General features: G+C 40.4%; 17 protein-coding genes, 1 tRNA gene and 1 riboswitch. Of the genes, 9 read left to right on the forward strand and 9 right to left on the reverse strand.

The features are described 5' to 3' along the window. Positions 1-412: 412 nt before the first annotated feature. Together C6W18_RS12195 and C6W18_RS12200 are read left to right on the forward strand one after the other, a co-directional pair. Positions 413-892, forward strand: a complete 480-nt coding sequence (locus tag C6W18_RS12195) for an ImmA/IrrE family metallo-endopeptidase (protein WP_223251696.1) — start codon at positions 413-415, stop codon at positions 890-892. Between the two features lie 10 nt (positions 893-902). Next, complete coding sequence (locus C6W18_RS12200) at positions 903-2111, forward strand: tyrosine-type recombinase/integrase (protein WP_105927727.1); 1209 nt, start codon at positions 903-905, stop codon at positions 2109-2111. 141 nt (positions 2112-2252) lie between these two features. Here the strand turns inward: C6W18_RS12200 and C6W18_RS12205 are convergent. The 3 genes from C6W18_RS12205 to C6W18_RS12215 form a co-directional block, all read right to left on the reverse strand. Beyond that, positions 2253-2325: transfer RNA gene (locus tag C6W18_RS12205), tRNA-Val, on the reverse strand. A 127-nt stretch (positions 2326-2452) separates the two neighbouring features. Continuing rightward, positions 2453-3631, reverse strand: coding sequence for a cystathionine beta-lyase (metC, locus tag C6W18_RS12210; RefSeq protein ID WP_034325094.1), 1179 nt, complete (start codon positions 3629-3631; stop codon positions 2453-2455). Continuing rightward, entirely contained in the window at positions 3628-4746 is a 1119-nt protein-coding gene (locus C6W18_RS12215; RefSeq protein ID WP_105927728.1) for a methionine biosynthesis PLP-dependent protein, read from the reverse strand. Before C6W18_RS12215 ends, metC begins: the two co-directional genes overlap by 4 nt. Positions 4747-4824: 78 nt before the next feature. Beyond that, positions 4825-4946, reverse strand: a riboswitch (SAM riboswitch). Between the two features lie 220 nt (positions 4947-5166). Between C6W18_RS12215 and C6W18_RS12220 the strand changes: the two genes are divergently transcribed. The 3 genes from C6W18_RS12220 to C6W18_RS12230 are packed head-to-tail and all read left to right on the forward strand — an operon-like array spanning position 5167 to position 6913. Further along, on the forward strand, positions 5167-5907 hold the full coding sequence (locus C6W18_RS12220; RefSeq protein ID WP_034325097.1) for an alpha/beta hydrolase: 741 nt from the start codon (positions 5167-5169) through the stop codon (positions 5905-5907). 52 nt (positions 5908-5959) lie between these two features. Next, a complete protein-coding gene (locus C6W18_RS12225; RefSeq protein WP_034325098.1) occupies positions 5960-6472 on the forward strand; it encodes a YjcG family protein in 513 nt (170 codons plus the stop codon). A 6-nt stretch (positions 6473-6478) separates the two neighbouring features. After that, complete coding sequence (locus C6W18_RS12230; protein ID WP_034325099.1) at positions 6479-6913, forward strand: GNAT family N-acetyltransferase; 435 nt, start codon at positions 6479-6481, stop codon at positions 6911-6913. Positions 6914-6997: 84 nt separating this feature from the next. Here the strand turns inward: C6W18_RS12230 and C6W18_RS12235 are convergent, their stop codons facing one another. Continuing rightward, positions 6998-7255 carry a hypothetical protein gene (locus tag C6W18_RS12235; RefSeq protein ID WP_034325100.1) on the reverse strand — a complete coding sequence of 86 codons (258 nt, stop codon included), beginning with the start codon at positions 7253-7255 and terminating at the stop codon, positions 6998-7000. Between the two features lie 126 nt (positions 7256-7381). On the opposite strand from C6W18_RS12235, the gene C6W18_RS12240 reads away from it, so the two are divergent. Continuing rightward, the gene (locus C6W18_RS12240; RefSeq protein WP_105927729.1) at positions 7382-9664 is read left to right on the forward strand and encodes a UvrD-helicase domain-containing protein; all 2283 of its coding nucleotides are present in this window, start codon (positions 7382-7384) and stop codon (positions 9662-9664) included. 46 nt (positions 9665-9710) lie between these two features. Here C6W18_RS12240 and spoVIF read toward each other — a convergent pair whose 3' ends face one another. The 5 genes from spoVIF to C6W18_RS12260 all read right to left on the reverse strand — a co-directional run bounded on the left by spoVIF (position 9711) and on the right by C6W18_RS12260 (position 11186). After that, positions 9711-9968, reverse strand: coding sequence for a sporulation-specific transcription regulator SpoVIF (spoVIF, locus tag C6W18_RS12245; protein WP_008348417.1), 258 nt, complete (start codon positions 9966-9968; stop codon positions 9711-9713). A gap of 138 nt (positions 9969-10106) precedes the next feature. Beyond that, the gene (locus C6W18_RS12250) at positions 10107-10244 is read right to left on the reverse strand and encodes a YjcZ family sporulation protein (protein WP_003212017.1); all 138 of its coding nucleotides are present in this window, start codon (positions 10242-10244) and stop codon (positions 10107-10109) included. Positions 10245-10328: 84 nt separating this feature from the next. Continuing rightward, on the reverse strand, positions 10329-10550 hold the full coding sequence (locus tag C6W18_RS12255) for a hypothetical protein (RefSeq protein ID WP_060699623.1): 222 nt from the start codon (positions 10548-10550) through the stop codon (positions 10329-10331). An 85-nt stretch (positions 10551-10635) separates the two neighbouring features. Further along, entirely contained in the window at positions 10636-10764 is a 129-nt protein-coding gene (locus C6W18_RS20480; RefSeq protein ID WP_262982644.1) for a hypothetical protein, read from the reverse strand. A gap of 71 nt (positions 10765-10835) precedes the next feature. Then, the gene (locus tag C6W18_RS12260; protein WP_034325103.1) at positions 10836-11186 is read right to left on the reverse strand and encodes a DUF1360 domain-containing protein; all 351 of its coding nucleotides are present in this window, start codon (positions 11184-11186) and stop codon (positions 10836-10838) included. Positions 11187-11346: 160 nt separating this feature from the next. Here C6W18_RS12260 and C6W18_RS12265 point away from each other — a divergent pair, with 160 nt between their 5' ends. The 3 genes from C6W18_RS12265 (at position 11347) to C6W18_RS12275 (ending at position 12690) form a co-directional block, all read left to right on the forward strand. Then, positions 11347-11742, forward strand: a complete 396-nt coding sequence (locus C6W18_RS12265; RefSeq protein WP_223251697.1) for a spore coat protein — start codon at positions 11347-11349, stop codon at positions 11740-11742. A 44-nt stretch (positions 11743-11786) separates the two neighbouring features. After that, positions 11787-12122: a spore coat protein gene (locus C6W18_RS12270; protein WP_105927731.1), complete on the forward strand. Its 336-nt coding sequence runs from the start codon at positions 11787-11789 to the stop codon at positions 12120-12122. A gap of 88 nt (positions 12123-12210) precedes the next feature. Next, positions 12211-12690 carry a spore coat protein gene (locus tag C6W18_RS12275; RefSeq protein WP_105927732.1) on the forward strand — a complete coding sequence of 160 codons (480 nt, stop codon included), beginning with the start codon at positions 12211-12213 and terminating at the stop codon, positions 12688-12690. Positions 12691-12713 lie beyond the last annotated feature (23 nt).

The raw sequence follows: 12713 nt of genomic DNA on the forward strand, positions 1-12713 counted from the left end.
GAAATACCCTTTTATTTCTATTATCATCATATAGATACAAATACTGGCTGCTGATTAGGGAATATCTTTTATGATAGGAGAATGTTATTTGATTGGTTTCTTTCTACAATTTTTCTTCCTGCTTATCGGTGGAGGATTTTGGATATACCATCAATATCTATATAGGCCAGATTTAAAAGAAAATATTGTGCTTCTTATCATAGTCATTAGTTTTACAGCAGTTTTCTTTTTTAAGGACATAGATTTAAAAAAAGCTGAATAAGGCCCTAAAGCATTGGGCTATTTTTTAGAACCAAAAACAGAACACACGTTCTTTTTATGTTTGGAAAATAAGTCGTCAGCCTCTATGAATTTTTTTTAAACCGTACTTTTATCCAGTATTAATGCAGTAAATTTGGAGGGGATGCTTCACATGATTAACACATATACTCAAAGCCATTTAGAAGACTGGATCGAAAGGTTTTTAAGAGGTAAACAGATTACTTCTCCATCAGACTTAGAACTAATAGAACTATGCCGAAAAATGAATATTTTCATCGTACAACATGAAAAACGGACCTGTATGACTGAGATATGCGGTGTCTATGTTGTAAGCATTGATAGTAGATCAGATCCATTTCAACAAAGATGTGAACTGGCGCATGAACTGTGGCACATTTTGATTGAAGGTGGCAACAATGCCGCAATGCCGCTTCAATGGAAGCAATACCAAGAGTACAAGGCGAATTATTTTTCATATCATTTCTGTATTCCAACATTCATGCTGAAAAATTTAAATTTACCCTCTGACCAAAACAAAGCAGCACTAATTGTCGCGGATATTTTCAAAGTTACTTGCGAATTTGCTAAACGTAGGCTGCGCCTTTACTACAACAAAATAAAATATTATTGAGGTGTTAAAAATGGGGACTATTGAACAAAGAAGTAAATACACTTTCCGTTTGACCACTGAGGGTGAGTATGTAAACGGTAAACGCAATAAGGTGAGAAAGCCAATAAAAATAACAGATGAATCATTGTTGAAAAAACCCAAGAAACTTGAAAAATTTCTAGAACAAGAGTTACTAAAATTTGAAATTGAGGTTCAAGCGGGTGCTTATATTACACCTGAGAAAATGGTTTTTTCAAAATTCGTGGATGAATGGCTTGAGAAAAAGGCAACCAAAATTTATGAAATTACTAAACTAGATGTAGTAAAACAGCACATGCAAAATCATATCATTCCTGCTCTAGGTGATATGGAACTTGGTAAAATTAATAGCAAAAAAATTGATGATTTAATGCATTCTCTTACCCTTGACGGTGCTAGAAAAGATGGAAAAAAAGGCGGTTTAGGTTCTGCTACGCAAAAAGATATCTATTCTATTCTTGATAGAATTTTCAATACTGCTGTTCATGAGTGGTCGATCCTTCCTGAGAACCCTATGAAAGGACTAAAACCACCAAAAATCGAAAAAAAAGAGATGGGATTTTTTGATTCAGAAGAAGCTGCTTTGTGCATTTCTAAACTATATGAATTAGAGCCTATTTGGTGGAGAATGTATTTTTTAACAACGTTAATTGCCGGTACAAGAAGAGGTGAGGGTCTGGCTTTAGAATGGAAAGACGTTGATTGGGATAAAGGAGGATTGAATATAAGCCGCAGTTTGTCCAAGACTAAAAATGGAGAAGCGTATATAAAAGCCACTAAAAACAAAAAAAGTCGTTTCGTTTCAATGCCTGAATGGTATATGGAAGATTTACAGAAATATTATTTGTGGTGGAGGAAAGAAAAAATGAAAGTTGGTGAAGATTGGGAAGGCGGTACATTTGAATTTTTATTCCACAACGGCAGCGGAAAACCATTTTACTATACAACTCCAACCGCTCGATGGGATAAGTTTAGAAAAAAAGCTGAGATAAAAGAAATAAGACTTCATGATCTAAGGCATACAATGGTTACTCTTCTTATTGAAGCTGGTGCTCAAATGAAAGCCATCCAAAAAAGAACTGGTCATGAAAGCCTCAAGGTACTTTCTGATACCTATAGTCATGTAACAGAAAAAGTAGATAAAGAAACAGCCGATAAATTCGATGTGTTTAAAACAGCTCGTAGCGAAACCGCAAATTAATTTAAATATTAATAGACCATTTGATCAATTTCATAACTTTTTTTGAAAGAATGGCCCCACAATGGCCCCACAAGTCGAAATCTTTGTTTTCTGAGAAAGGATAAAAACAAAAAAACCCTTGCTAGGCAAGGGTTTCAACGATGATTCCGACTGGGCTCGAACCAGCGACCTCTACCCTGTCAAGGTAGCGCTCTCCCAGCTGAGCTACGGAATCGGGTTATGTATCAGTTCTGGGCTTTCTGTTACTGACAGTCTCTATTATATAACCATCATGATAAGTCGTCAATGGTTTTGTTTAAAAAGGTCAAAAAGCCGGCGGCCATGCCGGCTTTATTCTTTCCTTATGATTGGTTGACAAGGACGGGCTTTAGTTGATCGAGTGCTTGTTTGAAGTCGCGTTTGAGGTCTTCTCCGTTTTCGACTCCCACACTTAATCGAAGCAGCCCATCTGTAATCCCTCTTTTTTCTCTTTCTTCTTTTGGCATAGCGGCATGTGACATTTTGGCTGGGTATGACAGAATGGATTCGACGGCACCGAGGCTAACGGCGAATACAGGTAATGTGACGGCATCCACTAATTCTTTGACTGCCGCTTGGTTTTCTAGTTCAAATGAGAGAACAGCTCCTGCTCCGCTTGCTTGCTTACGCTGAATGTCTGCACCTGGATGGTCATCTAAGCCTGGGTAGTATACTTTTTTCACCGCAGGATGTTCTTTTAGAAATGAAGCCAGTTCGAATGCCGTTTGGCTTGCTTTTTCTAATCTGACCTGAAGGGTTTTTAGCCCTCTTAACACAAGCCAGCAATCCTGTACGCCAAGGACCGCACCGAAGGAGTTTTGCAGCGAATATAGGTCATCTCCCAGCTTCTCATCTTTAACCACTGCTAAGCCTGACAGCACATCACTGTGGCCGCTTAAAAATTTCGTTGCGCTGTGCAGCACAATATCAACGCCAAGGTCTAGCGGCCGCTGAAGAGCAGGCGTTAAAAACGTATTATCTAAGAAGGTCAAACAGTCATGCTCTTTTGCAAGCTGGACGACGCCTTCAATATCCGTAATGCCTAGTGTAGGGTTTGACGGTGTTTCCATATAAATGACCTTCGTATTCGATTGAATGCCTTGTTTGACTTCATTTAAATCTGTCATATCCACAAAGGTGTGCTCAATTCCAAATCTCGAAAGGACTTGCGTGATCATACGGAATGTTCCGCCATACACATCTCTTGTGACAAGGACGTGATCTCCTTTTGATAAAAGAAGAAAAGCGGTCGAAATGGCTGCCATGCCTGATGCAAAGGCAAGCCCTCTTGTTCCTCCTTCTAACGCTGCAATGGTATCCTCTAATGCTTGACGTGTAGGTGTCCCTGATCTGGAGTAGTCATATTGGCCAAATTCGTCAAAGCTGCTTTGATGAAATGTGGACGCATGCTGAATCGGCACACTGACTGCACCTGTTGACCGGTCTGTTTTAAACGCATTATGAACAAGTTGTGTTTCGAGAGTCCAATCGTGTGTGGTCATTTTGCGTGTACCTCCTCTTTTACTTGTGATAGTGCCTGTTTCAAATCTGCTTTTAGGTCATCCACATGCTCAATGCCAACAGAGAAACGAAGCAGTTTGTTACACACACCGTTTGCAATGCGAATTTCTTCTGGAATGTCCATGTGCGTTTGCGTGGCAGGATACGTAATGAAGCTTTCGATTCCGCCAAGACTTTCAGCAAAACAAATCGTTTTCAGCTGCTTTAAAAATGGATTGACCCAGTCCTCTTTGGCTACTCGGAATGACAGCATCCCTCCCTTTCCTGGGTAAAGAACATCTTGAATCTCAGGCTGCTTCTCTAAAAACTCTGCTAACTCCTTCGCATTTGCCTCGTGCTGGCGCATTCTAAGAGCCAATGTTTTCATCCCTCTCATTAAAAGCCATGAATCAAATGGAGATAGAACCGCTCCGATGGCATTTTGATGCTGGAACATGTCTTCAGATAGCTGCTCCCCTTTTGTGACAACGAGCCCGGCAAGGACGTCGTTATGTCCGCCTAAATATTTGGTTGCGCTATGAATGACAATGTCCGCTCCAAGCGTAATCGGCTTTTGCAAGACTGGTGTGTAAAAGGTGTTATCGACAATCACCAAAGCGTCATGCTCTTTTGCAATCTGCGCTATTTTTTGAATATCTGCTTCCTGCATGAGTGGATTTGTCGGCGTTTCAATAAAGACGGCTTTTGTGTTTGGCGTGATTTTAGAGCGTAAACAGTCTTCATCTGAAAAATCATCGTACAGAAAACGCAAACCGTATTTTTTCCATTCGTTTTCAAACAAACGGTATGTTCCGCCATATAAGTCTGATGAGACAATGAGTTCATCTCCGCTCTCAAATAGAGCCATGATCGTTTGGATCGCTGCCATTCCCGAACTGAAAGCAAAACCGGCCGTCCCTTCTTCTAGCGAAGCAATCGCATCCTCTACAAGTTGTCTAGTTGGGTTTTTCGTTCGAATGTAATCAAAACCTGTTGATTCACCTATGCCTCTATGTCTGTATGCTGTTGAAAGATAAATGGGAGGACTGACAGTGCCAGTCGCCTCTTCGCTACGGTTTCCAATTTGCGCTAATTTCGTTTCCACATGTTCTTTCATTTGACACCATCCTAAGTAAAAATCTGATTTCAAAACAGAAAACCCCTTCTTCATAAGAAGAAGGGGTTTAATCGCTTCCTCTTATCTTCCAAGCAAAAAAGCTGCTTGCTGGATTTAGCACCTTGGTACATCACATGAAGTGATGCATACCGGTTGCTGAGGTTTCAAAGGGCCAGTCCCTCCACCTCTCACGATAAGAATGTGTTGTCTGTCTGTTCTAATTCCTAATACTGTAACGCATTAAAACTCATTTTTCAAGGGGAAATGTCATGATTAATTAAAATTTTCTGTATTTTATAACAGAATGGATGTCAGTCGATTTGATTGCATGTTAGCATATAGGAACAACGATGTTTTTCATGTTACAATGAATGGAAACGTTTCACTTGTGATGAATTTGGTTAGCTGGAGGAATGGATTATGGTGAAGAAAACAGGAATCATACAAGAGGAAATCTTACAGTCAAAAGAACTCGGAACGGACATGACCGTTTTAATCTATTTGCCAGTTAATTACTCCCCTCTTTATACATATCATGTCATCATTGCACAAGATGGTCATGATTATTTCCGCTTAGGTAAAATAGGCAGACAGGCGGAAGAATTGATGCAAAACAAAGAAATGGAACGTTCGATTATCATTGGTGTTCCTTATGAAAATGTCACTGAAAGGCGAAATACGTATCACCCAGATGGCACAAAGTTTGAGGCGTATAAACGCTTTTTGGCAAATGAACTTGTTCCTTATATTGATGAACACTATCCAACGTATCAAATTGGGTCAGGACGTACATTTATTGGGGATTCACTAGGCGCTACGATCTCACTCATGACAGCTATTGATTATCCTTCTTTATTTGGTGGGCTGATTTTGCAGTCTCCATATGTTGATAAGTCGGTCTTAGAAGCCGTCAAACAGACAACAGCACTTTCTCATTATGCCATTATCCATCAAATTGGATTGGAAGAAACGGCTGTGAAAACAACAGATGGCCAAGTGCTTGATTTTATCAAACCGAATGAAGACTTAAAAGCCCTTCTTGAACAGTCTGGTGCGGATTATTTATTTGAGACATTCGCAGGGGATCATAAATGGACGTTTTGGCAGCCACTCATTGCCCCTTCGTTAAAAAGAATGCTCCCATATTCGTTAATCAACTGAATTTTGTTATAATAAACAATAATAAATACTTTCTTAATCAGGAGGGAACATGATGAAATACGGAGTTGTTATATTTCCATCAAAAAAATTGCAAGATGTTGCGAACTCTTATCGGAAACGTTATGATCCGAACTATGCACTCATACCGCCTCATTTAACATTAAGAACACCTTTTGAATTAACGGATCTAGAAGCAGCAGAGGTCGTCTCAACCTTGCGAGAGTATGCAAAGAATGCTTCTCCTATTACCTTACGTATTAAAAAATTCAGTTCATTCGCTCCTGTAAACAACGTCATTTATATGAAAGTAGATCCGAACGAGGAATTAATGACTCTAAATGAAAAATTGTACACTGATCCACTTGCTGGCACACCTGAATATGCATTTGTTCCGCATGTAACAGTGGCTCAAAAATTATCAGATGATGAGCATTCAGACGTACTTGGCACATTAAAGCTGAGAAAGATTGATCATGAGGAAACGGTTGACCGCTTCCACCTTTTATATCAATTAGAGAATGGATCTTGGACCGTTTATGAAACATTTATTTTAGGAGAGGGATAAAGACATTTGAAAACAGTTATCGCAAAAACACAAACACAACGAGAAGATGCATATTACGTTCGAAAAGAAGTGTTCGTAAAAGAACAAGAAGTCCCATTTGAGATCGAAATTGATGAACTAGAAGACGAAGCCATCCATTTTGTCATTTATAACGATGACAAAAAGCCACAGGCTGCCGCTAGACTGCGTATTATTGAAGGTCCCAAGGCAAAGCTTGAACGGATTTGTGTGTTAAAAGAGGCGCGCTCTTTTGGTCTTGGTCACAAACTATTAGAGGCGCTAGAAACAGAAGCCACTTCCAAGGGAGCGAAGGAAGCTGTTATGCATGCACAAGTCCAAGCTCTTCCTTTCTACGAAAAGAAAGGCTACAAAGCCGTTTCTGAACCATTTGAAGAAGCGGGTATCACACATGTCAAAATGACAAAAACGCTATCTGTTTGATCAAAGAGAAAAGCCAGGGCATCATGGATGCTCTGGCTTTTTCATTATTCATTATCGTTCGTCTAGGTAAGAAAGCGCAATCATTTATATATAAGCATTGATGTGAATGCCCTTGCCTTCCTCCATAAACATATCTCGCACAAAGCGTTCCCGCTTTTTTTGCTGTACTTTCGTTTCTGCTTCTGTCACTAAGTCCTCTTTTTTCTCCAGCTCTCTGTATACCTTGTCATGAAAGGTGCGAGTAACCTTTGTCACTTTCGCATAGTCTTCTTTATCCTGAGGAGCAGGACGATTGATATATTGAAAATACAGATCCGGCTGAATCGGGGCTATATATCCCATCAAGAACGCCTCCTTAGCTTCTCTTCTATTCTACTATTCCCTAATTATGACTGTTTGAAACACACTTCATTTGATATGATTAGATTTGTTTCTTTTTAAGATTGATTGACTATTGGAGGACTAGCTTTGAAATGCGCACGACGACATGATCGAACGATCTCATTACATACATATTCGAGAGAACATTATCAATTCCTCCATGATGAGGGAAAAAAAGGGCACTTATCTTGCCCATATTGCGGACAACCAGTCTTTTTCAGATTAAATATACATGAAGAGCCTGCCTTTATTCATAAGCAAACATCTCAGCAAGAGATATGCGAAAAAGCAGAAGAACAAGAAGACATGAAAAAAAAGAAAGAACCAGAGGAAAGTGCTTCCTACAAAGAACTTGGCGGCTTCCGTTTTCCAACTGGCAAACAGGTCATCTCGCAAACAAAGGAATCGTATGATTGGCAGGAACCAAGGTCGATTCAATTCAGCGAAGTCTTACATTTAGAAGAGAATGAACAAGTACATACCATCGACCTTTTTCCTCAAATCACCTTTAGCGCGCCGCAGCTTCAAGCTGTCACACATAAAGATGGGCCAATGCTTGTTCTGGCTGGTGCCGGAAGCGGGAAAACAAGGGTGCTGACGGCTAGAGCGGCCTATCTGATCTCACACCATCAAATTCCTGCTCATCACATATTACTCGTGACCTTCACTACAAAAGCCAGCAGTGAAATGAAAGAACGACTGCGCAAGCAATACCAGCTTCAGCCATCACAGGCGAACCAAGTCGTAACGGGCACCTTCCACAGTCTTTTTTATAAAATGCTGCTTCACGATGATCCGAACAAATGGAACGGCCAGCACCTGATCAAGTTCGACTGGCAAAAGGAACAGTACCTTCGGAAAGCAATCATGAATGAAGGACTTGATGAGAAAGACTATCCTACTGATCAAGTGTTACAATCGATCGGCTATTGGAAAAATGCCTTTTTACCCGGCGAACTTCCTGAGCTGAAAGATGAAAAAGACAAAAAAATCTGGACGATCTACCAATCGTATGAACAGCAGAAACGAGACCATCAGCAATTTGACTTTGATGACATGGCCATTGCCTGTTTACACATGCTGACGGAACAGCCTGAACTGCTCAAACGATATCAAGAACGATTCAAGTATATTTTAGTTGATGAATTTCAGGATATTAATCCGGTTCAATACGAATTGATTCAACTTTTAGCCGGGGAATCAGAGCAGCTATTTTGTGTAGGTGATGATGATCAAGCCATTTATGCCTTTAGGGGCAGCAACCCTGCTTTCATTCTTGAATTCAAACAGGACTACCCTTCCGCTCAGGTCGTCCATTTACATGCGAATTACCGTTCTCACCATACGATTGTCGCAAGTGCAGATGCCATTATTAAAAAGAACCAGCATCGCTATGCGAAGTCGTTAAAAGCGGTTCGTGCGGAGAAAATCCCTCCCACTCTCTTTTATCCGTATGACGAGGAAGAGGAAGCGACCATGATTGTGGCAGATATTCAGGAGAAAATTAAAAATGGAGCAAAGCCGAATGATGTCTGTGTGCTGTTTAGAACCAATACGGGAGGACGAGCCATTTATGAACGGCTGCATCAATCGGCGATTCCGTATGAGACAGATGCTGGCGTGAAAGCCTTCTATAGCAGACGAATTGTTCGAGTGCTGCTTGCCTTTCTTTCTTTAAGTCAGGATGCCGATGATGTGACTGCAATGAAACAGCTGCTGCCGGTCTTCTTTTTAAAGCAGCAAACACTGAACACACTGAAGGCGCTGACCATCACGGAGGATTGTTCAATGGTAGACGCCCTTGGAAAACTAACAGACATTCAGCCGTTTCAGCGTAAAAAGCTGCAATCGATCGTTCCCCTGTTCCGAACCTTACGAACGTTAAAGCCGTCTGACGCTGTGGTGTTTATTGAACAAAAGATGGGACTTGGTGATTACTTAAAAAAACGTGTGAACGATACGAATGTGCTTGAAAAAGGGTCAGATGATGTACGTGATGTGAAAACAGCTGCAAAACGCTTTGAAACAATTGAAGCCTTTCTCGCACATGCCGAACACATGAAATCTGCTGAAAAGGAAAAAACAGATGAGCCAGGCGTTCAGCTCATGACGATTCACCGAGCAAAAGGACTTGAATTCCAAACGGTGTACATCACTTGTGTGGTTGACGGGGCACTGCCTCATGATTTCTCACTTGATGAATTGAGAAACGGTGATGAAGAAACCCTTGAAGAAGAGCGGCGCTTATTATATGTTGCTATGACAAGAGCTGAACAATCTCTCTATTTATCTGTTCCATCATGTAGAAGAGGGAAAACCGCTCATCGTTCTCGCTTTTTGTACCCTCTTCTAAAGAAAAATCGTGAATGATTCAAACAAAAACAACAGGCCCCCCTTTGAGCGGAGAGCCTGTTGTTTATTTTTTGTTGTTCATCATTTTAGCGATTGTATTGAAATCAAGCTTTTCTTTCCCACTTGTAATCGATTGAACGATTTTGTCTTCCATTTCTTTAGGTACACGTTTGTTTGCAAGCTGCGCTACTTTTTTAATGACACCTCGAACGGTATTCTCATCTTTAAAATTGGCATTTTGCAAAGAACCTGCAAGCTTAAAGACATCATTCATATTCACACCCGTTTTATTTTCGACGCTTTTAAAGAATTTATTATCCATTCATTTGCCTCCTCTTTGTGGAGTAATCACCTTACTATATGAAAATAGGCGAGATATGTGCCTATCCTACTACCTTGTTAGACCAAAGAGAAAGGAAAGCAAAAGGCTCCCCCATTGCTTCCCTCACCTTCTTACTGTTTAGTTAAAGAAAGAAGCACCAACGATGATTAGAAGGATGAACAACACGACAACAAGAACGAATGTTGAACCATAACCGCCGCCGTAGCCGCCGCCATAACCTCCGCAAGAACCGCCACCGTAACCGTAACAACTCATATTTAAGCACCTCCTCTTCTCCCTTACAAAGTATGAAAAATGAAAGAAATGGTTTGGACGATCACATAAAAAAGTGCGGAAATTTTATTTCTGCTGTTTAAAGACGTAATCTGCCTCTCCATGACGTATCATGAATGCTTCTGTTTCTTTCGCAAAAGCATCCATCTTCACGCCAAAAGCTTTTAAGTGCTCCTCAAGATCATTCGCTTTATCCGCTAGATCCATTTCAGCCTTTTCGTGCGCTTGTTCTTTCCCATCATGGGGTTTAGTGAACAAAGAGCCGATTAATTGTTCGAATGCATCCATTCTGGTCACCCCTTCTCTCTTACATATGCATCACTCAAAAAAAGGGCAACAAAAAAACCGGATAATTCCGGCTTTTGTTTTTCCTTTATTGATGCTTCTTTTTCTTTCCACAGCCGCAGCCAGTCTTCTTGATTTTCTTCGTATAAACAGATTGTTGATTTGACTGCGCTGGATAACCTTGAAGCATATGTGACGGCGTTTCAGTTGGTTTCATCGCAACCCTTCCTTTCCTATTCCATGTTAGTATATGCATTTTTTTAAAGCGTGTCTGATCAGAATGCCTGTTTATTTCACAAGCCTCGACACGACTGCTTCAATCATGCCTGCTGCTGCGGCAATCGCTAATAGTAAATTTAGCCACATGCTGATGACAGGAAAAAGTATGTAAATCACAAGTAAAGCAGCAGTGCACCATATGCCAGTACACCAATAACAGCTTAACAGCTCACCTACCCAAGACCGCAGCCCTTTTCCTTTAATGATGATATATGTCTCGACTTCACCTTGTTCGTTGACCTCTTCCTGTTCTTCATGAAATAGACGGCGGAAAGGGGCCGTAATGGTATCAAACACAATTAACCTCGTCAATCTAAAGGATGCGAGGGCAAATATAGCAAATGACAAAGTACCGCTCAGGAACCTCCACCTCCTTCTTTTTCCGTCCTTTCTTTATATATGCAAAAAGAAAGACCACCATGATGAATCGAGTGGAAATAAAATTGGGTTGTACTTTTTCATGCTTTCTGATTCCACCTCGAGGCCCTGCTGCATTAAATAATGTATAGATAAGAAAGGAGTGAAAGTATTGTCTATTGAAGAAAGTGCTGATTTATTATACACACAACTGTTAAACGAATTAATCAGCAATTATGATGATTTCATCGAAATCAAGGATTCCGAAAATGTCACGATTCATAAAACAGATGTAACAGCTGCACTCTCCCTTCAAGCGACCGTAACGACAATCATTACTCTTTTAATTCAAATTCTTGTACCAGACGATGAATTGGCTAAAGACATCACAGAGCAGCTTTTATCCACACAACAAGTGACAGTCCAAAAGAAAACTGTGATTCAAATCATCAATTGTTATAACGTCACGATTACATTATCTGATGCATCCATTCTAAACTCTGTACAAATTCTCACTCAAACACTGAATGTACTCTTAGTTGAAGCCGGCATTCTTTGACCCTTTCTTTTTCTAACATTACGTATGAAAGAGGTGAAATAATCGTGGCTGAAGAGAACGAAAAAAAGGAATTTCAAATCAATACAGATGTTGACCCATTAACAAGTCTTCTTGTGAGTGATATTTTAAACAAAAACAATATCACCGATGATCAGAAAGCAAATATCTCAGATGATCAGAGAAGAATGATTCTGAAATTAGTTGAGGACCTACAAAAGAAGGCGAATGATTTCGTAGAACAGCAGCAGGAGAAAAAAAGGCAGGCTGAAGCAGTAAAACATGTTGAAGACGTCGAACCTGATCCACAAGTTCGCCCAAAACGAAATTCGCTTCGAGATCGTATTCAACAGCGCCGTCAAGCGCAGCAAAATAACGATTAAATAAAAATGGGTTGCCTGCTAGGGTAAATGCCCGAGACAAAACCATTCATTCCAGCATTTAATAAAGTAAACGGAAGGAGGAATAGAAATGGATTCTAAACCATACTCTTGGGTCGCTCTAGATCGTAACTGTACACACCACGGCGATTACAACTACGAAAGAAAAGCTGTTTGTGACGGTCACTATTATGATGATGAAGATGTCTTACAAGACTTTGATCAAGTGAGTGTAACAAAGCAGACATCTGAGGAAGTCATTATCGTCAGAGACTCCTGTGACATTAACGTATCTTCTGTTGACGCACAAGTCGCAGCATCTATCCAAGTAGCTGTTCAAACAGCAATTATCACAATTACAAACATCTCAATCGCTGATGGTGATTTGGCTGACCGCGTTACTCAAGATCTCTTACAAGCCGCTACTCACAAACAAACAAACCGTCAAAAACTCGTCATCGAAAATTCAAGAAACGTTACAGTATCTACAATCGATGCGGACATCTCAATCGCAATCCAAACACTTACACAAACACTTGTTGCGACAATCGTTGCAATTGGTATCCTCTAATGTACAAAAGCAGAGCGAACAGC

Source organism: Bacillus sp. LLTC93 (assembly GCF_002993125.1).
Lineage (GTDB): Bacteria > Bacillota > Bacilli > Bacillales > Bacillaceae > Bacillus > Bacillus zhangzhouensis.

What these genes read in the sequence shown, in the direction of transcription:
- C6W18_RS12215 (WP_105927728.1), bottom strand. Translation starts at nt 4,746, where the DNA reads ATGAAAGAACATGTGGAAACGAAATTAGCGCAAATTGGAAACCGTAGC.
- spoVIF (WP_008348417.1), bottom strand. Translation starts at nt 9,968, where the DNA reads ATGGATAATAAATTCTTTAAAAGCGTCGAAAATAAAACGGGTGTGAAT.
- C6W18_RS12225 (WP_034325098.1), top strand. Translation starts at nt 5,960, where the DNA reads ATGAAATACGGAGTTGTTATATTTCCATCAAAAAAATTGCAAGATGTT.
- C6W18_RS12235 (WP_034325100.1), bottom strand. Translation starts at nt 7,255, where the DNA reads ATGGGATATATAGCCCCGATTCAGCCGGATCTGTATTTTCAATATATC.
- metC (WP_034325094.1), bottom strand. Translation starts at nt 3,631, where the DNA reads ATGACCACACACGATTGGACTCTCGAAACACAACTTGTTCATAATGCG.
- C6W18_RS12200 (WP_105927727.1), top strand. Translation starts at nt 903, where the DNA reads ATGGGGACTATTGAACAAAGAAGTAAATACACTTTCCGTTTGACCACT.
- C6W18_RS12255 (WP_060699623.1), bottom strand. Translation starts at nt 10,550, where the DNA reads ATGGATGCATTCGAACAATTAATCGGCTCTTTGTTCACTAAACCCCAT.
- C6W18_RS12275 (WP_105927732.1), top strand. Translation starts at nt 12,211, where the DNA reads ATGGATTCTAAACCATACTCTTGGGTCGCTCTAGATCGTAACTGTACA.
- C6W18_RS12250 (WP_003212017.1), bottom strand. Translation starts at nt 10,244, where the DNA reads ATGAGTTGTTACGGTTACGGTGGCGGTTCTTGCGGAGGTTATGGCGGC.
- C6W18_RS12195 (WP_223251696.1), top strand. Translation starts at nt 413, where the DNA reads ATGATTAACACATATACTCAAAGCCATTTAGAAGACTGGATCGAAAGG.
- C6W18_RS12220 (WP_034325097.1), top strand. Translation starts at nt 5,167, where the DNA reads ATGGTGAAGAAAACAGGAATCATACAAGAGGAAATCTTACAGTCAAAA.
- C6W18_RS20480 (WP_262982644.1), bottom strand. Translation starts at nt 10,764, where the DNA reads ATGAAACCAACTGAAACGCCGTCACATATGCTTCAAGGTTATCCAGCG.